Genomic DNA, 22,204 nt, shown 5'->3' with positions numbered 1-22,204 from the left:
CTTATCGGTACTAAAAAAGGATCTTTGGTTAGAATATCCTTTTAATTGCTTTTTCAATTAAAGCGCCCTTTATGTAATAACACTTTTTATTAACCTTGGATCATACCCTTGTAAATTTTCTCAAACAGGTCCACTGGAATGGTGATTTTGGTTGTTTTCTCATTACGCCAATATGTAACTAGTTCTATCTGATTCCCTTTTCTTTCTACTTCCAACAAGGAATTCTCACCCTTATCCCTAATCGATACAAATTGATTACCATTTTTATTTACTTTCTCTTTATACTCATAATTCATAAAGAACCCTCCCCTTATTGTTGAAAAAGATGTTTTCAGTTTATTTTCGACTTACAATCAATGCGTAAAATAAAATGTACCAATAATCGTTTTACCATCTTGTAAATATAATGGTGTCGATTCTTTGAATGATTTATTATATGCATCTAACTCACTTGGCGAAGATATACCTTCAGGCTGATAAATATATCCTAATACACCGTTCGCACCTTCTGCCAACATTAAATCAGGTTCAACAAGCATTAAGTTTTCCATATTAGGACCATAAGATTGCCCGTTTTCATTTGTTGGATAACCATCGCTTATAATACTATCCTTAGTAGGTATAACTAAATCTGAGGTATCCTTAATTGATTGACAGGCAAACAACATTGATAAAAGTATTGTGGATGCAAGGATTAAAACTTTTATCAAAAAGTCCACCTCCGTTATAGCCCAAAGCTAGCGCTTTTTAATGTATTCGTTGTATATCTGCACTTTCCTGACGATACCTCAACTAGAACAAAACCTAGTAATAGCAAAGGTTCGAACGTTCCGAAATAAGAATTTCTAGAGGATATTGATACTACTTAGTAATAGTTACAGAATAAAGAAGAATGAGGCCCAACACACTTAAAATAGCTAAAAAACAGTAGCGAAAAGGATTTTTTCTAATAACTAGCGTTATGTTAACCTGTTGTGTCTGGCGTATACAAGCCCGTTCAGCAGATGAATCTCATGGAGCTTGCGGTCTATGACAAGAACCCTGTCATTAGGCTTAACGGGACGCTTATAGTCGATTTTGTTTATTACAAAATAAAAACAGACAATTTAGTAGTTAATTTCCTACAAATTGTCTGTTTCGTCTTTTATTTTTAAGCCACGCACTTCTTTTGCTACAGCTTTTGCAGCTTCTTTTTTTGTATCAAAAATACGCCATTGATTATTAATCATTGTAAGAATCATTTTTACATCATCCTTTATCTATAATTTTTTTAAAAGAAATTAGTCCAATAATCCCAAACGATAACAAAAGCTTCTTATTTTGTTTTTTTGCTTCTTTCTATTTCGTTTCTATGATTATATTATCCAATATAGAGCTTTTTTAATCAAAGTCCTAGAAAGCGCAACCATTTCTCATGAAAACGGAAACATTATCCATGAAAACGCAATTAATTTTATTATTCTTAAAATTTCGTTATATATCTCTTGTTTTCGTGTATTTTTAAAATAAAAGGGCACTTAACATTAAGTAAGTGCCCTGGATTAATCTAAAAAAGCCTGGTAGCTGCATAAAAAAGGGGTATTTCATGCAAATTCTTCTTTCACTAAGCCCCCGTTAGCCATCCATGCAGCGGAAAATCACCTCTGCACCACAGAGAATGAAAATATAGTGAACTGTCCATACTGGTTCTTAATTCAGTTAATCCAAGCCATAGTTCAATTATTTGTGGCTCTCTCCATTTTTTTTACGAATGAGAAGGGGCTTCTTTGGTATTGTCTTTTTTCGAAGTTACGGGAGTTTATTTTCATGGTAGTTGAAGAATTTATGTTACAACTTTTTGTTAAGAAAGGCTTTTTATATACTTCGTAACATTCCCCAAACAGCAACTTCCTTGTGGATTGTTTACTTCGCATCCACATCTGTCTTCTTTTACATTTTCTCGGATATGTTCAATAGGTTTAGGGGTAAGTTCTTGTTTTACATGTTTCTCAACTTTCTCTTTTGTCCAATCAAAACAATAGCAAATCGGTGTAGTTGTTGAGCCCTCTTTTTGATGAACAGCTACCTTTATGTCAGATACAAGGTACTTTTTATTAATGGTATCAAAATAGACTACATCACAATCTTTGCTTGAACAAAAATAGTGATTCGATTTAACGTTTAATGTTTCTAATGCAGGGGATTTAAGCAATGATTTTAGTGTAATCAACTTGATTTTTTTAGCTTTATTTTTACAAGATGGACAAACACCGTTAATTTCATTTTCTATTTCCCTTAGGTTACTACAACACTCTTCCACTATTCTTCCACCTTTACATTTTACTATTTTTTTCTTCATTCATTAAAATATCGATAATAGGACATTCATATAAAGATTTTTCATCAGGGCAACATTCTTTTAAATTTATAAGCATACGTTCAATTCTTTTAAAATCGCTAATTTTCTTTTGTACTTCATCTACTTTTTGATTTAGAAAATCATACATATCCATACATCGTTCATTGTCTTTATCAACGACACCAAGTAATTTGTCAATTTCCGCTAAAGAAAATCCTAAGTCTTGCATCCGTTTAATGAACTGCATACGATGAACAGTTTCTTCTGGATAAATTCTATAACCAGCATTTGTACGAGAAGGTTTGGAAAGTAAACCTACCCTTTCGTAATATCTTATTGTTTCTTTATTGACACTACACTTTTCAGCAAGTTCACTAATACGATATCTCAACTAATTCACCCCATATAAATTATAAACCCTGTACCATAGTACAGGGTAAAGGATATTTTAATTTATTCAGCTAGTCGAGTAGAAGGGAACCTTTCTACCTTTCGGTAGATTGTGTTCCTCCCCCCTCACAGAACCGTGCTTGCGCTATTCACGCACACGGCTCCTCCTAGTTATCATTCACAAAATGTAGCTAATCTCTTTTCTTAAGTCATATATATTGACCTTAACTCTTGGTGAAGGTAGTGGATATTTATCAAGAAATAGTCTGAATTTATCCCATGTAAAGGATTTCCTTTGACTTCTTCTGTTGAGCCATTTATACAGTATGTATCCGATTTTGTCTTTGAATTTGTTTACACTTTGGATGTTATCTGTGATGCAGTAATAGTTGTAATAACCTATTAGTGAGCGTTTAAATCTATCCATAATCATATGAATATCTTTATTTCTATTATTCTTCAACCATTCTTTTGATTCCTTAAGTTTGCCTTGGACTTTCTTCCTGCTTGATTTCCTTTTCACTCGAAAATTTCCCTGTTTACTCTTCCCACAATAGTGTGTAAAACCTAGGAAATCAAAGGTTGCTGGTTTTCTATTTCCCTTTTGTTTCGCATCTTTCTCCGCAAACCTCCCGAAGGGAATAATTTTAGTTTTATCCTCAGCTATCTCTAGTTTAAACTTCTTTAATCTAAGTTTTAATGATTGGAAGAATTCCTGAGCTTCGCTCTTATATTGAAAACAACAGACAAAATCATCTGCATATCTCACTATGTATGCTTGTCCTTTGCACTGTTTTCTTACCCTTTTCTCAAACCAAAGGTCGAGGACATAATGAAGATACACATTGGCTAATACCGGAGATATCACTCCACCTTGCGGTGTACCATTATCTGTTCTGTGTTTCTTACCTTCCTCCATATATCCACCTTTAAGAAACCTACCAATCATTCTTAGTAAGTTAGGGTCAGAGATTCGCAGTTTTAAGAACTCCATTATCCATATGTGGTCAACGTTGTCGAAGAATCCTTTAATATCTACATCTACTACATAATTTACTGACCTCTTTTCAATATAGTGGTTCAGTATTTTCAAAGCATCATGGCAACTCCTATTTGAACGGAATCCAAATGAACAATCTAGAAAGTCATTTTCATAAATGGTATTAAGTATCTTTGTAATGCCTTTTTGAACAATTTTATCTTCATGTTCAGGTATTCCCAATGGTCTTTTCTTGTTTGAATTGAGCTTTGGAATGTACATTCTCCTTACTGGAACAGGACGGTAACTTTTGCTTTTAAGCCTACTTATTAAATCCTCTATGTTTTCTTCTAAACTTTCACCGTATTGCTCTTTAGTTGTACCGTTGATCCCAGTTGCCCTCTTATTGGGAAGTTCATGATGACATTGAACTAATGCTTCCTTATTTAAAAGATGTGCAAGAGATGTAAATTTCATTTTAGGATCAGATTTTGCTAATTCTGCTATCCTTAGTAGTTTTGTTTCCATTTATTATACCTACCTCTGTGTGTAGTAAATGTGTCCCTAATAAGGGTGATAACTGGTAGCTAGCCTTTCCTCCATCGGCATTACCCAACTTCATTGGTACTACGCTGCTATCCGACTCCCTACATCGGCATTTGGTTTCCTTGCTTATTATCGCTTGTACACCATACTCTTCTAAAAGGAAGAAAAGACCGGTAGGGTCTCCCGAGTTGCCGTATCATATCAATGTGTAACGTGCCAAGGTCTCTGACTCCAGAGAGGTTTTATCCTTCTTGCCTTTTAACGAAGGATAAAATGTAGCTTTCTGCTGCAGGTAAGGCATCAGCCCTCTCGATTCACTAACATTATGGAGCTCAATCCCTTCAACCTTTTGGCTTTCGGCCCGCCACCTAACTGTCTACGCTTAAGGACTAAAGTTACCTTTAGCCCTCCAAGACTCGCTACGAGCGAATGGCTAATTCTTACTCGACGGGAATCCCACCCGTTATATGATACGACCTAGGCTCGGCCGCACACCTGCCCGTTAGTTTAATAAGAAAAAAAGACCTGCCGTAGCAATGAATTGTTCAACGAAAGCTCTTTTTGCTTTAATTAAAATTTGTTCAAATCCTCGGGATATACCTGGTGTTTTTTATAAATAATAAGATTGTTAAACAATAAATTAAGGAGGACTTGTATGCAACCGAATCAACAAGATAATGAGAATTTGGGTTCTATTATGAAACCAGGAAGTGCCGGAACTAATGCCCAAAAAGTAAAACAAGAAATTCAAAAAGATGTAAGCGAAGGACAAGGTGCAATGACTTCTCGTGAGGCAGGAGCAATTCGGGATTAAAAAACCACCATAAGTAAAATATAAGAACAATTAGTTACCTATATAAAGCCTATATCTTAGATTACCGAGTAATCATTGATACAGGCTTTTTTTATACTCTTTCTTGAACTAACGCACCCTTTACTTTAAGTGTAATTCTTCACAATCTTATAGTTAAAGGACCAAAAAGCTGAGGAAGAACCTTTTTTTGAAACTCCCATTACCTCATAAGACTATGTATCTGTTAAAAACATAAACGAAGCTTTTTTAGCATTAGAAAATTTTATAAGCGAAAAAAGAGAGTGTCTTATAGCGGCCATGGTAAAATAGTGGTGTGGGGACTTGGAGAGAGAATTTTGGACGAATACAAAAAGTGTGACTACAACACTGATTTACAGGTTTTAGAAAAAATATAAGTTTTTAGTATGCAACAAAGTGTAAACATCTATGTAGACTATGAATTTTTGTTTCGTGTTGTTTGTAAAGGGAGTGAAAAGAAGATGATAAAAGGTTTATTTTGCGGTTTAACAGGTCTAGACATTACGTATTACCAAAACGAATTTCCATCTGAAAACTTCAAAAGTAAAACGAACGATTATCAAACATTTATCGGTGGTCCTGCTGCCAACGCAGCCATTACTTATTCGATTTTAGGAGGGGATGCCACTCTTATTACCTGTTTGGGAAACAGTACGATCGCTAAGGCAATCAAAACCGAGTTGACAGATGATTATCATATAAAGGTAATAGACCTGGCGGAAGATGAGAATCGATTACCCAGTTTATCCAGTGTATTGGTAAACATGCAAAAAGCCACTCGAACAATCTGGAGCGGTCAACAACAGTTTTCCATTAATAATGAAACTATCTATGAAAATCTAATAATGGAAAGTTCATTTTGTTTTTCTGATTGCAATATTCCTGAAATATCCATTAACTTTCTAAAAAAATCGAGAATGTCTGAAAAACCTATCATTTTGGATCCTGGTTCTTGGAAATCACACTTTCCTGAATGCTTATCGTTGGCTGATGAAATAATCGCCTCTATCAACTGCACTCCCCCAGAAAGAGATTTAGTCACTTTTTTAAAATCTACAAGTGTACAGAACATTGCACTAACAGATGGAGAAAACGATACATTGTGGTTTTCAAACTCCAAGCATGGAAGGATTCACATTCCAAAAGTAGAGGCCATAGACACTTTAGCAGCAGGGGATATATTACACGGTGCTTATTGTTATTATCGGTATCATGAAAACGAACCATTTGTTGAAGCATTAGAAAAAGCCACATTGGTGGCATCTAGAAGTGTTCATTATGCAGGACCTCGTGAGGGTGTTTTCAAGTTTATGAATAATCGTTTTTAATTCGTTCTTTTTAAAAATTAATTTATAGAAAAAGAGGGTATGTCCCTCTACCTTAAGAGGTCTTAAAAAATTGTCCATGCAGGCGATGCTTACTTTTGCTGCTATGAATTTAAAGAAGTTGGCAACATGGACTTGGACCAGTTTAAAATGGTATAAAAATTGACCCCAGAGGGGGCTGCTTCAAGAAAAATTTAACATTAAAATACTTTAAAATGTAAAAGGGCACCTGAATAGGGACATTCAGAATGCCTTTTGTCTATAATCTGAGATCTTCAATCGAAGATCATTTTTTTATGCTGTTTATTGAAGTAGTCGAGTAGAAGGGAACCTCTCTACCTTGCGGTAGATTGTGTTCCTCCCCCCTCACAGAACCGTGCTTGCGCTATTTACGCACACGGCTCCTCCAGTCACCATTCACAAAATATAGCTAATCTCTTTCGCTCAGATTTTGCTAATTCTGCTATCCTTAATAGTTTTGTGTCCATTTATTATCCCTACCTCTGCGTGTAGTAAATGTGCCCCTAGTAAGGGTGATAACTTGGTAGCAGCCTTTCCTCCATCGGCATTACCCAACTTCATTGGTACTACGCTGCTATCCGACTCCCTACAATGGCATTTGGCTTCCTTGCTTATTATCGCTTGTACACCATACTCTTCTATAAGAAGAAAAGACCGGTAGGGTCTCCCGAGTTGCCGTATCATATCAATGTGTGACGTGCCAAGGTCTCTGACTCCAGAGAGGTTCTATCCTTCTTGCCTTTAACGATGGATAAAATGTAGCTTTCTGCTGTGCTTAAGGCATCAGCCCTCTCGATTTACTAACATTATGGAGCTCAATCCCTTCAACCATTTGGCTTTCGGCCCGCCACCTAACTGTCTACGCTTAAAGGCTAATGTTACCATTAGCCCTCCAAGACTCGCTACGAGTGAATGGCTAGTTCTTTCTCGACGGGAATCCCACCCGCTATATGATACGACCTAGGCTCGGCCGCACAAGCCCCCGTTAGTTGAACAACATATTACTCACTATGAATTTCAAAACCAAAATATCCAAAAGGCATATGTTCTTCTTTTAATTCCATTTCTGATTTTGCAATTTCCATCATTTTGAGTAGAATCTCTCTCAAAGAGTCCTTATATTTTTCAAGTGCATTTTTATATGAATTTACATCATTAGTTTGACATAAAGGATATAATATTGCCCCTAATCTAAAATCATTTAGAGTTCTTGAAGTATCTTCTACATTAAGACATTCTATAATATGCTTCTCCTGAACTTCTCATCAAACCAGTCTCGGCATTCTAAATAAAACATATATTCTTCGAATTCGATTTGGTGATTCAATTCCTCATTGACATAGAATGGTGTAATTCTAATGTAATCGGTAGCTGAATCACAACTAATAATTTCTTCTAATATACCTTTTAAATCGGTAATGGTCGGAAAATGTCTATATTTTCCGTTATAGTAAGCGGTATTATTAAAAACTATTTCGTTAATCTTACCTCTGCGTTTCCTCAACAGGATTCTCCACCTACCTTTTTATCCGTGCTAACTCTGTTATTTTATCATGGCTTATTCAACTAAACTGCTCCTTTAGTTTAAGTACAAACCTTCACAATCTTTAAGATGTTATTCAACAATCTGGCCCGTTTCTTGAACAAGCAGGAATGATACGTATACTATTAGTTAACATAATAAAGTATGGACTTTTGTGTCTTAAAATAGCGACACAAAAGTCCATACTATTCTTGTTCAATACTCATTTAATCAATAGTTATTAGCTCAGCGTTTTGCCATGTAGTTAAATCAAAATTGTTTCTATAGTTTAATAATTCTTCTTCATTACAGAAATAGATGGTTGATTGATAAATCTTTTTACCCTGGATTGGTTCAACAATTAACTTTATTTTCGTTTTATCTTCTTTAACTGGTTCAGTATCTGTTACCTTAAAATCAAAAAATCCTTTAACACTATCTAACTCTAACTCTACACCTAAAGCACTTACACTAGATCTGTCAGTAAATTGGAATGATAATCCTTCAATTTCTAAAAAATTATTTATGTCTGTACCTTCAAATCCGTTAATAGTCAGATCAGTTAATTGTATATATTCTTTAAAAGGTTTTTTTTCTATTAAAGATCGATATAATTCTTCAATTATAACTACTTCTTCCACCAGTATTTGCGATTTAGGAGTAAATTTCACGTTTGAAATCTGTTCTAACTTTAGAGCTTTTTCCCAAAAAGCTATTGTCGCACTAATAGATTCCTTTTCAGATTCTACGACATCAGGCATTGAAAATCTCTCACCATGTAGCTTAAATTCACCTTTAATGCAAGATTCATAAAGCTTTAATGCTTCAATACTCTCTTCTACGCTGTTTGCATTATCAATATTAAGGTCGAATTTAAACTGTAATTTATTTTCTGTTTCATATAAGAAATAAGAAATTTTAAAAGAGTTATTGTTAATACTTTTGAATAGGCTTTTATTCATATCAGGGTATGGCTGTCTTTGAATGGAAAGCTTTTTTACTATTCCGTTACCTTCTATACTAACTTCAAAAGGTGGCTGAAAAGGTGTTGGAATCACTGTAAGTTCCATACTATTGCTTACTTTCATATCTTCAAAGGGAAAAGAAATGAATTCATCTATACTAAAACTTTCTCCATTTATAGTTATTGCATTATTTTCATCCCGTTTTAACTTTAATCGGTGTTGTGTTCTATATATGAATTCCATTAACTCCTTCATTGTAGAAGGTTTAAAATTTCCAGGTAGATCAAGATCATCAGGTAACTTTATCTGCCCCTTAATTTGGACTTTAGAAGTACCTTCAGTAGTGATACCAGCTGCTCCATTTCCAATATTAGTATAAGCAAAACCCTCTGGAAGCTTCTCACTCAAAGCTTTAAGGATTTCTTCAGGTATATTTTTATCTATTTCATTTTTTTTAAAAAAAGCTTTTTCAAAATCAGCAAACATTGCTTACCAATCCTCTCCCAATTCAGTAAATACCATAATTTTTGATATAAGTGTGTGTCTTTCATACTCACTTTCTCCAATTTGATGGTCAATAATAAATTCTATAAGCTCTTTTCGATCATCTTGATTATTAACAATAATATACTTAATCGCCTCAAACTCAAATTTCAGCCACAATTCGGGTTTTTGACTAATACCTTGTGAATAAGCATTGTAACTTTTAGGATTCAATTGTTCTTGATCAATAACCATTGGTAAATCCGTTTCTACGTTTTTAAAACTAGGTATAAACCTCCATTCTTTTTCATCATGGAAGTTACGATGTGGATATCCATCACTTGTAATCATTTTACCTTCAATTGGTTTCATGAAGAATAATTTATGTAGCAAGTAATCATGATAAACTTTGTGCTTGGTTCTTTCTTCATTTGGCATTTTAAAAATGTCGTTAAAAATATCACTAAAATCATTTCTTAATTCCGAGTATGTATTAATATAGTGAATCGGCTGTATTCCTTGTTTTATTCCCCAGTCCTTACTAAGACCAAGACCATAGTATCCGTAATTCTCCATATGATACACAAGCTTGTTTAAATGAATATCACAGAAGCAACTCATTGGATATGCTATTTTATCTATCCCTTCAATATTTAGATAATCTATCATTTCCTCATAATATCGAGGCATTATAGCCTTATTCTTAATAATATCCTTCAGATAGTCTAGTTTGTTCATAAATTTAAATAAGACGTTCGCACTTTGTTTTGGACGAATAAAAGAAGACTGTTCATTTGTTTTAGGTGCTTCAGTAACATTAATAACACGTACATCACTCGTTTGTTGAACCATTATTATTCCCCTTAGTCTATTATTAATTATCTATTATAGTATCCTATAACAAATAAGTAAATTTTTTCATGAAATGCAAGTTGATATTATTACAAGAACAACCCTTTCTCAATTAAGAAAGGGCTGTTCTTGTAAATAGTCTTTTTAGACATCATTTATCAAGTCTTTAATTTCTTTTGTACTTCCTCAATAATATTACATTCTTTCATTTTTTTATCATAGAGCTGCTCTTCGCGGAATAAACTAACTCCCCTTTAGTTTAAGTACATTTCTTCACAATCTCATACCGATATTAACATAAATATCCAGTTTTGTTTGGATGTCTTATTCCATTAAATGGCCCTTTAATGGAATAGTGTGACTAGAATTTTTAAACATCTTTATTGTAAATGTAACGATTTTATTTGTAATTAAACAACTTTATTGTCACTCAACAGCTCTCCCATTTCACAGACCATAAATCTTTTACGATTTCATAATTTTTTCAAGAATTTTCTTCTCCATTTGAACAAGTGACACATCAGAAAATTCACGTGGTCGCTTTCCTGTATTTTTTATATTTAAAGTGATATCCCCGTCCTCAATTAAGATAATTCGATCCGCTAATTTCACAGCTTCCCGAACATCATGGGTGACGAGCAATGCTGTAAAGCCCTGACTTAGCCAAAGTTTTTCAATTAAATTTTGCATATCCATGCGAGTTAGCGCATCTAAAGCACTTAACGGTTCATCCAATAATAATAAGGATGGTTTGTGCACTAAAGCCCTAGCAAGTGCAACCCGCTGCTGTTGTCCACCAGAAAGTGTCGATGGCCATTGATCTTTAAAAGAAAGCAAGCCAACCAAATCTAATGTTTTTTCTGCTTGATCCTTCCAATTCCCTTTTAACCCTAAACCTACATTATTTAATACTGTTTTCCAAGGTAAGAGACGAGAATCTTGATACATCATCGTAGCGCTTGATTTAGAATCTTTAATCGATTTATCATTAAAGGTGATTTGACCAGATGTAGCCTCCTCTAAACCTGCCACTAAACGTAAAAGTGTACTTTTTCCACTTCCACTTTTCCCAACGATTACAACAAACTCTCCTGACTCAATTTCTAAAGAAAGATTATTTAATACCGTTTTTTCTCCAAAAGATTTGTCAATTTGCTGTAGATGAATTTGAACAGCTTCATCATTAATTACAGCTTTCTCCATTAAAGATGGCACACCCATAATAAATCCCTCCAGACTTACTTAATGTAACTTTTATGCCATCGAAGTGCCTTTCGTTCTCCCCATTGAGCAATTAAATCGGCTACTTTCCCAAATAACGCATATAAAATAATCGTAATTAGGATAATGTCTGATTGCATAAATTGTTGAGCTGTCATAGCCAAGTACCCAACACCTCTTGAGGTTGCTATAGTTTCAGCTACAATTAAAGTGATCCACATTATACCTAAAGCATAACGTAATCCTACAAAAATAGATGGCAACGCACCTGGCAATAATATTTCTTTAAATAATGCCCAGCCTTTCAATCCATACATCTTTCCCATCTCAATAAATCCAGCATCAATATTTTTAATACCATGAAGAGTATTAATATAGATAGGAAACATTACACCTATCGCGACGAGAAAAACTTTCGCTCCCTCATCTATTCCAAACCAGATGATTACAAGTGGGATAAGCGCCAAGTTTGGAATATTCCGAACCATTTGTAATGATGTGTCTGTAAACAAGTATGAGAATTTAGACAATCCATTTGCAATACCTAGAATAAACCCTATTCCTCCCCCAATCAGTAAACCAATGAGAGCTCTAGCTAGACTTATTTCCATATGATAAAATAATTCGCCTGACATAACTAAGTGATAAAAGCTCGTTAATACAGTAAAAGGAGCTGGTACAAGCCGGGTCGATACCCATTCATTTGCAGAAACAATTTGCCATACTATAACCGTTCCAATTGGGATGATCCAAGGGATAATTTTTGGTATTATTTTATTATTCATTATAATTCTCCTAGCTTATTTAATAGGCATATATTCAGAAACATCTATTTTTGCTGGAATAAGGCCAAGTTCATAGTAAACATCTGCTTGTTTTTGTTGGGCAGCAATAATTTCTTCATTTATATTGTTTACGCCATATTTACGACGGTCTGTTGCCTTAGCAATAATAGCTTCATCGATTCCTAACATTTTAGATACTAACTTTACGACTTCTGGTTTATTTTCATTTGCCCATGTATCAGATTCATCTGTAGCTTCTAAGATAAGAGCTACTAATTCAGGGTTCTCTTTATTAAAATCTTCGTTAGCATAATAAAATGTTCGATTTGGATACCCGTAATCTTTGCCTTCTGTTACATTTACGGTTTCTAAATCTATTTCAATCCCCGCTAAAAAAGGATCATAAGTAGCAAGTACGTCAATTTTATTCGTTTCAAAGGCTGTACGACCTTGAGCTGCATCATTTAAATATATCCACTCTACATCATCTACACTTAACCCTTCATCTTCAAGGGCAAGAACCGCTAAATAATGATGGTTCCCACCTTTTAATACTCCAATTTTTTTTCCTTTTAAATCTTTTATTGATGTGATGTCAGAATCTTTGTGAACTAATACGCCTACACCTTCAGGATTCGGTAAATCAGCACCAACATAAACCAATGGCTTATTCCCTGCTTGAGCCTGTATCCCTGCTCCATCTGCTGCATGACCAAAATCAATATTTTTTGTAACCAGACCCTCTACTACTGCATTTCCATGGACAAATTCTTTCCACTCGACTGAATACCCTTTTTCTTTCAGTTTTTCTTCCAAAATGCCACTTTCTTTTAATATATTAATCGTATTTCCTTTTTGATATCCAACTCGAATCGTTTTATTTGTATTTCCTTTCGAGTTTTGACCCGAAGTTGTATCAGAATTAGATGCTGAACCACACCCAGCTAACACCACAGTAAATACAATAATCATACTTATTAAGGAAAATAAATTTCTTTTATTTTTCATCGTTCATACCCCTTATATATTCAATTTTTATCTGATTACTTGGATTTAGGATTGAAGAATTTAATGATAGAGTTTTATTTATTATTTGATAATATTATAAATTCCACCTAATAAGTTAAATTTAGCATCCCTTATACCATCTGAAAAGTTCACTTGGAAAGGTTTCTCCCCCCGTTTCTCAAGTACTTCAGAAACTACCCCTTCGCCAATCGGACTACAGAATTCTAAATTACCTCCAGGCAGTTCTAATCTTTGGCATCTTGCTTGAAGTTTTTTATCGATATACACTTCTCCAGCTTTTAAATCTAGAAAATCCGACCATTTTTCCACAGTATGATTTCCATCTTCTACTGCAAATGTTACATGTGAAAAGGAAATCCCAGCAGGATGAGGTACGATAACGTTCTTTTCTATTTGTTCATTTCGCCTTTCCTCATCACTTTCATTCCATTGAATAATGAATGGTAATTGTAATTCATCACTTTCATCGCCAACAAATAATAATTGCCATTCTATCAAACTTCCATCTGGTCTTTTTCTACTGTAAGGAATGGGACCATTGATATTCAATCCTTTTTCACGAAACCGATTTGCTGCTCCTTCAATATCTGTTGTCCGAACTGCAAAACGAGAAAATCCTTCAACGAATTGATCTTGAACCACCGTTTCCGGCAGGCTATATTTGAGATGCTCAGTTTGTTCAACTAAAATTCGATCATACGTACTCAGAAACTCGATATAACTTAAATCAAAATAGCTAAGGGCGTTGTATGTACCGCGATTTTCATGTATACCGCCTTCAACTGCATGTATTCCCTGTACTTTTAGCTCCTCAATCGCTACTTTAGGATCCTCTACAAAATGAACTAAATGATCGAAAATAAACCCCATTATGACTCCTCCTTATCTTTACTAAAATAAATAATGCAAAACAATTTTCACAAAACATTTTTCTATATTTAATAAAGCTCTTTCATCAAAATCAAAGCGGGGGTGATGGTGTGGATAATGCGTATTATCCTTTTCATTTCTAGCACCAACTTTGAAATATGTGCCAGGTCTTTCTTGTAAAAAATATGAAAAATCTTCTGCTCCCATGGAAGTCTCTAAAGGAATAATAGCTTCGTCTGTAAAAGTCGCTGATAATATATTCCTTACTGTTTCTGTCTCCTCTTTATGATTAAATAAAGCGGGATAACCTCTGAGATAATCCATTTTGTATGTTGCATGAAATCCGGTTGTGACTCCTTTTACAATCGCATTAATTTCATTTTCGACTTTGTCTCGTACATTGGCATCAAATGTACGAACAGTTCCTTCTAATTTGGCAGTATCAGCAATAATATTAAACGCTGTTCCTGCTTGAAAAACGCCTATTGTAACAACTGCTGATTGTAATGGGCTAATTCTACGACTGACAATCTTTTGCAAGGAACCAACAATTTCACTTCCTATTACGATCGAATCAATGGAATCCTCCGGTTTTGCTCCGTGTCCTCCTTTCCCCTGGATAGTAATTTCAAATTTATCAACAGCAGCCATTTTATGTCCTTCTCCTACAGCTATTTTTCCTAAGGGAAGTTCCGTAGCCAAATGTGCAGCAAATACATAGTCCACATCATCCAAAATTCGCTCAGCAATCATTGATTTCGCACCACCAGGAGGAAGCTCTTCTGCATGTTGAAAAATAAACAGAACTTTCCCCTTTAAGCAATCACGAAATTTACTTAATGTTTGGGCAACGCTTAATAAAGCAAAGGTATGGCCATCATGACCACATGCATGCATAACGCCAGGATTTAAAGATTTGTAAGCAACTTCCTTCTCGTCAATAATCGGGAGAGCATCAAAATCTGCCCTTAATGCAATGGTTTTCCCGGCTTTTTCTCCCTGTAAAACGCCAATAACACCGTTTCCTCCAACTTGTGTCCTTACATCCAGACCAAAGCTACGTAATTTTCCAGCAATAAATTCGGCAGTATGTATTTCTTGAAAAGAAAGCTCGGGATGTTGGTGTAAATATCTTCTCCAGCTAACGGTATGGTCATAGTTATTGTCAAGGTCACTAAAGATGGATGCTAAAATGTCACTATACTGTTCAATTCCCACCAATCTTCTGCCTCCTATTCTTAACTGAGTGTTATTATTCATTGTAAATTAATCGGAATAATACATTTTAATTATAGGCTTGTGATTCAGAAAATTCAACAAATTAAATTGATTATTTTAAAAGTTTTTTCCAGTAATGATTATTCTTGAGTTATTTTTCTAACTAATAAACCAATCTCTCTAGTAATAACTCTTGAACAAATCAAAAAAGAGGGAGTAAAAACAAAGGGCCAGATCCCGCAATTACTAAATTCGGTAAAAGATAAGTGTATGTAACACTATACTGGATTTAGTTTGCGAGGTCAGACCCTTTAAGCCATCCTCTTTTTAGTAAGTTAACATATAGGCTGTTTCCTAATTTCTATTTTTTATTTTACATATGAATCTCTTCATCAAATTCTTTTTTATTTAAGTTCACCGATTATTTGCTCTGAATGTTCTTCTATGCCCACGATGATAACAGGCTTCACAAATGGGAAAACGTGATTCATCCGGTAGCTTTTTTCCGCACCGCTTGCACTTTTTCTGATAATTGATCACTTCATCTTTTAAGTGATCTTGAACACCATCGCTGATTTCTTCACGAACACGTTCCCAATAAACAGCTTCAGTTCTTCTATCCAAACGGTACAAAAATAAAAGGTGAAGGCCAATGGCTTTATAAGAAAGTTCATGTTCCTCCAAATTTCTCGTTTTAATGATTGGTTCAGGAAGTTCTCTCTCTTCTGCAATGGCTTTTACTGTGTCTAGCCATTGACGTACGAGACCTGATTCTTTTGTTGAAAATGGCAGGTGGAGAAATCCATATAAATCCATTAAGGAAAAACGTACTTCAATTTCGGTATCACAAATTAGCTCATAAAGCTCTCGTTCCTCTGAAAGAGATGCTTTTTGCGTTCCTTTGGGCGGATCAAACTGCTGCCACATTTCAAAAAATGTGCCCATATGCCGGTAATATTTCTGAAAACGTTCAAATACAGCTGTTGTAGGTGCTATCGCAAAAGTCTGAATTGGATCATCTACTTGTTCTAGTAACCTTTTCATTATTTTTATGTCCGACGTAAATGCTACTCTTCCTGTATTATAAATTCCTTTTCTTCCCGCTCTCCCTGCGATTTGCTTTACTTCTTGAGAAGTCAATCTTCTTCTGCGTATCCCATCGAATTTTTCATTCTCTAGAAATACAATGCGGCGGATCGGTAAGTTTAGCCCCATTCCAATTGCATCTGTTGCAACAACTACGAATGTTTCTCCACGATTAAACAGATCAATTTGTTTTTTCCTAGTTTCTGGCGGCATACTTCCATATATCATACTGACTTTATGTCCACTCCGTTGCAGTCTGGATGCTGTTTCAAGTACCTGCCTTCTAGAAAAGCAAACTAGGGCATCCCCTTTTTCCGTATTTTTCAAACTGAACTCTCTGGATTCTACTTCCAAGGGGATTTCCCGGCTATATTCGTGTAATTCAATATCTGCCTCCTCTAGAAGATCGAGAAGCATCATTTTGATATTCTTGCTCCCGATTACGTGGACCTCTTTTGCATTCGCCTTCGTAATGGCTCTATACCAAGAGAAACCACGGTCTTTATCTGCAATCATTTGTGCTTCATCAATGACGACCACATCATAATAGTCCTTCTCATGAAACATTTCGACCGTTGAGGAAATATGGCTTGCCTCTTCTACTAGCTTTTCTTCCTCACCTGTCTTTAATGAGCAACGAACACCTTCTGCATTTAGCTTTTCATAAACTTCAAGTGCTAGAAGTCTGAGCGGAGCAAGATACAGACCACTTTTAGCTTTTTTCATTTTTTGCAATGCCTGGTGAGTCTTTCCTGTATTTGTCTCACCGATATGTAATACATATTTTTTACTTTGTCCTAAGGATGGAGTATAAGCCTTACCAAAAATATCATCAATAATCCGTTCCTCTTCTTCTTTCCTTCTAGTTTGTTCCGCCATTTCTTTGGCTATTTTTCGTTCCCTTTCCGCCTCATCCTTTTCAAAAATTTCCTGATGCAACACTTTGTCAAAAGGAATTTCCGCAAGTTTTAGCAAATCAGCCAAATACTCTTCTTGAAGCTCATCAAAACAGGCTTCCGACAAATCAGCCCATTCATCACGCAGCAACCCTTTAAGAGCTCCAACAGTCAATTTCTCTCCATAAGTTTTTGAGAAATCCTCAATTAGCTTGTCTGGTACATGTTCCATTGCTCGTATAGGTGCAATGTCTGAAATGAATTCCAAAACCATTTTTTCGTAGCGATAGTAATATGTTTCATATTCAAATTCACTTCTCCCCCAAATAAATAGGGAATGAATATCCCCTGTCAGTTCTTCAAAAAAATCCGTGACCATTACATACTCCGTCCTGTCAAACGATCCTTGTTCAACCAATCGTTCTTCAAGAAGATAAGGCTCGGTATAATGGTACTTCGGTTTATTTTGAAGATCATCTGCTAAAACTCCAGCCATATGATGACGAACATGCAAATATAGAATCAGTGTATTCTCTTCAAAAAATTCCCGAACTGTTTCTTGAAGTTTGACTCTTACTTTCCACCGCTCTTCAGCTTGCTTTTGTTCTTCCTGTCTTTTAAAGTAGGTTTCCCTTGCTTTTCTATATCTTAGCTCCCAGTCTTGTTGATTTTGAGAAAAAGTTTGTTTGATCCAAGGAATTACATCGAATGGTTGAATGTTTCGTAGCTCATTACGAAACATGTTGTTGATCAACTTATGTGCTACTCCTTCAGTCTCATAACCCTTATCTTTCAAAAATGCCTTCTTATCTTTTCTAGGTACGTCATTTGAAGCTTTATTCAACCAGACGTTTACCCAAATTTGTTCGATATAAGACAGTCTTTCAGTTATGTACGTCTCACAAGTAGGAAGCATTTCTTGCACTTCTAAATACCGATCAATATCTTGAACAACTTTTTGTTTCGTATGCTCGATTGCAATCGGGTATATCTCTTCTAATTTTCCCATGTTGAACCCCTTTTATAGTTTACAGTATGTTATTGTCTTCGATTTTACGTTGCTTACTATTAATAATCTCTAAGATACCTTTCATCCAAGTATTGTGAAAACCTTCATCCCCGGACTAATAATCTTGAAATGCATTTTTATACAGCTAATTAGCAGAGAAAAGAACTATATCTTATTATAAATCATATTTTGCCTAAAATGCTTGATTTTAAAGATAGTTGGATTTGTTAAACATAAATTGCATTCATCCAAGAACGCTGTTTTTTATCATGGTAAGTGATAATAAAGTTCTTAAATTCTTATAAGATGAGCTAATAAAGAAGAAGGTAATATAATAGGCTCTAGTACTAGAAAATAAGAACAAAAAAAAGACGCTCTCCCTATTCAAGAAAAGTGCCCGATGGAGGAATAATACATGAGCTTATTTTTCAATAAGAAAAAAGCGAACCTTCTTATTGAAAAATAGCTCCCATCAGTGAATTAATATACGCACTTAAACTTCGATACCGCGCTACTGCTTTTCGTTCAATCTCCAATGCTAGCTGATCCTTCCCGCTGATGTATGATTCAATTTCATAGGGGAAACGTTGGGACAATTCCTCTTTTAAGTCTCCATACTTTTTCGCACCATCTGGATGTACCCGTAAGTAATCTCGAAATGCAAGGTGACGTTCAACCCCTGGATTTTCCAATTCATAAATATGGACATGGTGGGTTCTATTATCTTCACCTTTTTGGAAGTATCGACGTCCAAATATTCCATTTTCTCCCTTCGATTCATAACCAATGGTGAACATTGCTGTGTTAAATTCATCAATCCGATTAATGTCTCTAACTACAGGCATTATGTCAATAATAGGCTTTGCTTTTAGACCATTTATAGACGTACTGCCGATGTGATGGATTTCAATGATTTCGGGATCGAAAACCTTGTTTCATTGTATGGTTTCACTTCAACTTTCCTCATTAAGGGCCTCCCTTTGTTGAAGCGTTTGGATATGATTATTTATAAATCTAAAGATAGGCGTATCATGTCTCGACACTGTATACCGTTCTCAAAAATTTCCTCTTTATAGTGTTTGGTGAAAAAATCTCTGTCAATTCCATTTATTCTAAAACCACATTTTTGATAAAGAGCAAGTTGCCCTATACTCGAATTTCCAGTACCAATTTCAATTGTTTTATAACCTTGTGCCCTGGCATGTTGAACTGCGTGGGTTACTAGCTTCCTCCCAATACCTTTACCATGTTGCTTCTCCGCCACTGCAAGATTAACTAGCTCCATGGTTCCGGGTCTTGTTGGAAGCAGTACATAAACGCCAATTATCTGCTCTTCGAGTTCAGCGACAAAACATTCTCCTCTATTTATATACTCCTCTACAAGTTCCCTTGAAGGGTCGGCTAATATTAGCAAATGCATGGGAGGTTTCTCAGTTGAATGTAATTTTAGAATCTCCATATAATTCCCCCTTAGAAAAATCCGTTAGTAAAAAAGCATAAATATATCTTTAACTTCAGTTTGAAGATCATAATCTCCTGCTGATCTTAAAAAATCTGGGCCATCACAATAAGAAACCTTATTAAAGAATGGCGCCCGTTTGTTGAAAAACAATTGTTTTTAAAGAAACAAAACCATATGTTCTTCATCAAAATATGTATTATTTAATTTCAATGCTCTTTTTTCTCTTCCAAAAACCTCAAAGCCCAAAAAAGAATAGAGTTTTTTTGCTGACTCATTAGTTGTCACTACAGTTAAATAAATCTGCTCAATTCCTTTCAAACCTTTTGCCTTCTTAATTGCTTTTACCATCAAACTCTTTCCAATTCCAATACCTTGTGTTTCGGGAGAAACGTACATAGCGAAGATATTGGCTTTATGTTTTAGTTTAAGCTTATTTTCTTTAACCAAAGTAACTACACCGATAAGTTTTTCATTTTCAAATGCAACAAAAGTAAAAGATTCATCCGATTGAAACCGACTCTTATATGTTTCTATGAGATTTTCTTTTTCCTCCTCATAGCTTGAACCGAATGACTCAGGTTTGTTTTGTAAACCTTCTAATCTAAAATTCCGATAATTTTCGGCATCTAATGGTTTCAAAAGTTTTATATCGATTATTTCCTCCTAATTAAACGAGACGTAATTCCCTCTATTTTACATTAAAATCAAGAATCTTTGTTCAACTAAATGGCGCTAAAATTGAAATAGACGCGATCATTTTTAAATAATCGCGCCCCATAATTGAAGAACAACTTCATACTAATTTTTATATTCCGCAATGGTATAATAGAAGTCACCTTCAGCTATTGGATTATCTATCCCTGCAGGAAACAAACTATAAACAATCAAACCTTTTTTCAAATTCATATCTATTGAAAAAAGAAGAAAGGATACATATTTAAATAGAAAATACTCTGCAGAATATCTCATCCCCAGAGTATTATTACACATATAAATAGATCTATTTATATTATTTAACAGCTTCTTTTAATTCCTTACCTGGTTTAAAAGCAGGAACTTTGGAGGCTGCAATTTGTATTTCTTCTCCTGTTTGTGGGTTTCTACCCGTTCGAGCTGCTCGGTCGCGCACTTCAAACGTACCAAATCCAACCAATTGTATTTTCTCTTCTTTAGCAAGCGTATTTGAGATTGTTTCAATCCATGCATCCACTGCTTTTTTAGCGTCTTCTTTTGTTAGTTCTGCTGTATTGCCACCGTATTCACTAGATCCGTTTTGTTCATCGTCAAACACCTCGTCCTTTATTCTTATTAGTATGTAGTAGTGTCACCATCAACATAACATACGTTCTGTATGTCTGTCACTTGTAATGCTAGAGAATAGGTAGATGTCTGCAAAATGTTAGCACCGTTCTGTAAACACCATCTGGTAAATGATAGGTGCCTGTGAGGTCTATTCTAACGCAATTAACTTTTACCTAGTGGGGGGTTCCCATCTAATTGTACTTGAGAACGCTAGGTGGTTAAGGGATAAGAAAGATGTTAATGTATCAGAGTTCTGACAATGGAAAAGTCATATCGTTGTACAAATTTAATTTACATAATACTCCTTATCAGAATTTACAAAGAGGGAATCTTAGCAATAATGACAAGAATATAACAGAACACCCCTTACAACAAGTCGTCTCCCATGCTACATCTTCACCTACATTTCGATATAAAGATTAGTGTTTGTATAAATGCTTATTTTATTTTGCTTCAACTTTGACTATGAGTGAACCTTTATTATACATATAATCTAAATAAATCCCCCTTTTATTGGCTGTTTGCTTTATCAACTTTATTTCATGATACATAACCTGAGATAAAATCCCCTTTTTTATATTTAGGTTTATTTGATAATAAAATCCAACTAATAAATCCAATGATAGCTTATCGTATGGTGTATCACCTTGCAATATTTCCCGACCCCTTTTCTCCATTTTTTAAAATTATATCAGTGAAATATTTGTATTACTACTAAACTAAATTAGATAGTTCGGAATTTTACAACATTAGCAAAAGAAAAAAAGACAAATACGGTTTAAATTAATACAGGATTTTGATTAAAATTTATGCAAAACTCACACAAGTACTGATGCCCAATAAAGTATATGGACTCTAAGACACCATGATTCATCAATCTTCTTCGTCAGTCGTACAAACATTAAATACAGGGGTATCCACTTTCATTCTCTGTGGTGCAGCACCGTTCTTGGTGCTACATGGATGGCGCCAACGGGACGTTCGTGAAAAACTGTTCCCCTTTGAATTTCCTTTACTTCCATGAGCAAAGGCTAATTTTTTACGAGTTTCTTCTATTATATATACTTTATTTC

20 protein-coding genes and 1 pseudogene are annotated in these 22,204 nt (G+C 34.9%); 2 read left to right on the top strand and 19 right to left on the bottom strand.

The window, feature by feature from the left end:
• Positions 1-89 precede the first annotated feature (89 nt).
• The 5 genes from AC625_RS11755 to ltrA form a co-directional block, all read right to left on the bottom strand.
• Complete coding sequence (locus AC625_RS11755; protein WP_049681444.1) at positions 90-296, bottom strand: hypothetical protein; 207 nt, start codon at positions 294-296, stop codon at positions 90-92.
• A 57-nt stretch (positions 297-353) separates the two neighbouring features.
• Positions 354-710: a hypothetical protein gene (locus tag AC625_RS11750; RefSeq protein ID WP_049681443.1), complete on the bottom strand. Its 357-nt coding sequence runs from the start codon at positions 708-710 to the stop codon at positions 354-356.
• 1,130 nt (positions 711-1,840) lie between these two features.
• Positions 1,841-2,299 carry a putative iron-sulfur cluster-binding metallochaperone gene (locus AC625_RS11745; RefSeq protein ID WP_049681442.1) on the bottom strand — a complete coding sequence of 153 codons (459 nt, stop codon included), beginning with the start codon at positions 2,297-2,299 and terminating at the stop codon, positions 1,841-1,843.
• A gap of 13 nt (positions 2,300-2,312) precedes the next feature.
• Positions 2,313-2,729: a mercury resistance transcriptional regulator MerR gene (gene merR, locus AC625_RS11740; RefSeq protein WP_049681441.1), complete on the bottom strand. Its 417-nt coding sequence runs from the start codon at positions 2,727-2,729 to the stop codon at positions 2,313-2,315.
• Between the two features lie 177 nt (positions 2,730-2,906).
• Positions 2,907-4,235 carry a group II intron reverse transcriptase/maturase gene (ltrA, locus tag AC625_RS11735; protein ID WP_049681440.1) on the bottom strand — a complete coding sequence of 443 codons (1,329 nt, stop codon included), beginning with the start codon at positions 4,233-4,235 and terminating at the stop codon, positions 2,907-2,909.
• A 673-nt stretch (positions 4,236-4,908) separates the two neighbouring features.
• On the opposite strand from ltrA, the gene AC625_RS27280 reads away from it, so the two are divergent.
• Together AC625_RS27280 and AC625_RS11730 are read left to right on the top strand one after the other, a co-directional pair.
• Positions 4,909-5,067 carry a hypothetical protein gene (locus tag AC625_RS27280; RefSeq protein ID WP_180320095.1) on the top strand — a complete coding sequence of 53 codons (159 nt, stop codon included), beginning with the start codon at positions 4,909-4,911 and terminating at the stop codon, positions 5,065-5,067.
• A gap of 479 nt (positions 5,068-5,546) precedes the next feature.
• Positions 5,547-6,413: a PfkB family carbohydrate kinase gene (locus AC625_RS11730; protein WP_028391072.1), complete on the top strand. Its 867-nt coding sequence runs from the start codon at positions 5,547-5,549 to the stop codon at positions 6,411-6,413.
• A gap of 1,255 nt (positions 6,414-7,668) precedes the next feature.
• Here AC625_RS11730 and AC625_RS11720 read toward each other — a convergent pair.
• The 14 genes and pseudogenes from AC625_RS11720 to AC625_RS11655 form a co-directional block, all read right to left on the bottom strand.
• Positions 7,669-7,935, bottom strand: a complete 267-nt coding sequence (locus AC625_RS11720) for a hypothetical protein (protein WP_049681438.1) — start codon at positions 7,933-7,935, stop codon at positions 7,669-7,671.
• Between the two features lie 245 nt (positions 7,936-8,180).
• Entirely contained in the window at positions 8,181-9,404 is a 1,224-nt protein-coding gene (locus AC625_RS11715) for an abortive infection system toxin AbiGii family protein (protein ID WP_049681437.1), read from the bottom strand.
• A gap of 3 nt (positions 9,405-9,407) precedes the next feature.
• Positions 9,408-10,253, bottom strand: coding sequence for an abortive infection system antitoxin AbiGi family protein (locus AC625_RS11710; RefSeq protein ID WP_049681436.1), 846 nt, complete (start codon positions 10,251-10,253; stop codon positions 9,408-9,410).
• 465 nt (positions 10,254-10,718) lie between these two features.
• On the bottom strand, positions 10,719-11,474 hold the full coding sequence (locus AC625_RS11705) for an ATP-binding cassette domain-containing protein (protein ID WP_053178086.1): 756 nt from the start codon (positions 11,472-11,474) through the stop codon (positions 10,719-10,721).
• A gap of 17 nt (positions 11,475-11,491) precedes the next feature.
• Positions 11,492-12,259, bottom strand: a complete 768-nt coding sequence (locus AC625_RS11700; RefSeq protein ID WP_049681435.1) for an ABC transporter permease subunit — start codon at positions 12,257-12,259, stop codon at positions 11,492-11,494.
• A 15-nt stretch (positions 12,260-12,274) separates the two neighbouring features.
• Positions 12,275-13,267, bottom strand: coding sequence for an aliphatic sulfonate ABC transporter substrate-binding protein (locus tag AC625_RS11695; RefSeq protein WP_049681434.1), 993 nt, complete (start codon positions 13,265-13,267; stop codon positions 12,275-12,277).
• 81 nt (positions 13,268-13,348) lie between these two features.
• Positions 13,349-14,158, bottom strand: a complete 810-nt coding sequence (locus tag AC625_RS11690) for a VOC family protein (RefSeq protein ID WP_049681433.1) — start codon at positions 14,156-14,158, stop codon at positions 13,349-13,351.
• A gap of 21 nt (positions 14,159-14,179) precedes the next feature.
• A complete protein-coding gene (locus tag AC625_RS11685; protein WP_049683705.1) occupies positions 14,180-15,352 on the bottom strand; it encodes an amidohydrolase in 1,173 nt (390 codons plus the stop codon).
• Positions 15,353-15,790: 438 nt separating this feature from the next.
• Positions 15,791-18,367, bottom strand: coding sequence for a DEAD/DEAH box helicase (locus tag AC625_RS11680; RefSeq protein WP_049681432.1), 2,577 nt, complete (start codon positions 18,365-18,367; stop codon positions 15,791-15,793).
• A 452-nt stretch (positions 18,368-18,819) separates the two neighbouring features.
• Positions 18,820-19,221 (bottom strand): GrpB family protein, encoded by a 402-nt coding sequence (locus AC625_RS11675; RefSeq protein ID WP_245645097.1) that lies wholly within the window; start codon positions 19,219-19,221, stop codon positions 18,820-18,822.
• Between the two features lie 152 nt (positions 19,222-19,373).
• Complete coding sequence (locus AC625_RS11670; protein WP_049681431.1) at positions 19,374-19,826, bottom strand: GNAT family N-acetyltransferase; 453 nt, start codon at positions 19,824-19,826, stop codon at positions 19,374-19,376.
• A gap of 159 nt (positions 19,827-19,985) precedes the next feature.
• A complete protein-coding gene (locus AC625_RS11665) occupies positions 19,986-20,468 on the bottom strand; it encodes a GNAT family N-acetyltransferase (protein WP_425415445.1) in 483 nt (160 codons plus the stop codon).
• Between the two features lie 370 nt (positions 20,469-20,838).
• A pseudogene (locus tag AC625_RS11660) lies at positions 20,839-21,110 on the bottom strand (HU family DNA-binding protein).
• A gap of 464 nt (positions 21,111-21,574) precedes the next feature.
• Positions 21,575-21,784: a hypothetical protein gene (locus AC625_RS11655; protein ID WP_245644989.1), complete on the bottom strand. Its 210-nt coding sequence runs from the start codon at positions 21,782-21,784 to the stop codon at positions 21,575-21,577.
• Positions 21,785-22,204: the final 420 nt, after the last annotated feature.

Source organism: Peribacillus loiseleuriae (assembly GCF_001183985.1).
GTDB classification, from domain to species: Bacteria; Bacillota; Bacilli; order Bacillales; family DSM-1321; genus Peribacillus; species Peribacillus loiseleuriae.
The sequence above is the reverse complement of the archived record's forward strand: the minus strand, read 5'-3'. Positions and strand labels throughout refer to the sequence as shown.

What these genes read in the sequence shown, in the direction of transcription:
- AC625_RS11670 (WP_049681431.1), bottom strand. Translation starts at nt 19,826, where the DNA reads ATGGAGATTCTAAAATTACATTCAACTGAGAAACCTCCCATGCATTTG.
- AC625_RS11695 (WP_049681434.1), bottom strand. Translation starts at nt 13,267, where the DNA reads ATGAAAAATAAAAGAAATTTATTTTCCTTAATAAGTATGATTATTGTA.
- AC625_RS11700 (WP_049681435.1), bottom strand. Translation starts at nt 12,259, where the DNA reads ATGAATAATAAAATAATACCAAAAATTATCCCTTGGATCATCCCAATT.
- AC625_RS27280 (WP_180320095.1), top strand. Translation starts at nt 4,909, where the DNA reads ATGCAACCGAATCAACAAGATAATGAGAATTTGGGTTCTATTATGAAA.
- AC625_RS11680 (WP_049681432.1), bottom strand. Translation starts at nt 18,367, where the DNA reads ATGGGAAAATTAGAAGAGATATACCCGATTGCAATCGAGCATACGAAA.
- AC625_RS11690 (WP_049681433.1), bottom strand. Translation starts at nt 14,158, where the DNA reads ATGGGGTTTATTTTCGATCATTTAGTTCATTTTGTAGAGGATCCTAAA.
- AC625_RS11710 (WP_049681436.1), bottom strand. Translation starts at nt 10,253, where the DNA reads ATGGTTCAACAAACGAGTGATGTACGTGTTATTAATGTTACTGAAGCA.
- AC625_RS11730 (WP_028391072.1), top strand. Translation starts at nt 5,547, where the DNA reads ATGATAAAAGGTTTATTTTGCGGTTTAACAGGTCTAGACATTACGTAT.
- AC625_RS11755 (WP_049681444.1), bottom strand. Translation starts at nt 296, where the DNA reads ATGAATTATGAGTATAAAGAGAAAGTAAATAAAAATGGTAATCAATTT.
- AC625_RS11715 (WP_049681437.1), bottom strand. Translation starts at nt 9,404, where the DNA reads ATGTTTGCTGATTTTGAAAAAGCTTTTTTTAAAAAAAATGAAATAGAT.
- AC625_RS11705 (WP_053178086.1), bottom strand. Translation starts at nt 11,474, where the DNA reads ATGGGTGTGCCATCTTTAATGGAGAAAGCTGTAATTAATGATGAAGCT.
- ltrA (WP_049681440.1), bottom strand. Translation starts at nt 4,235, where the DNA reads ATGGAAACAAAACTACTAAGGATAGCAGAATTAGCAAAATCTGATCCT.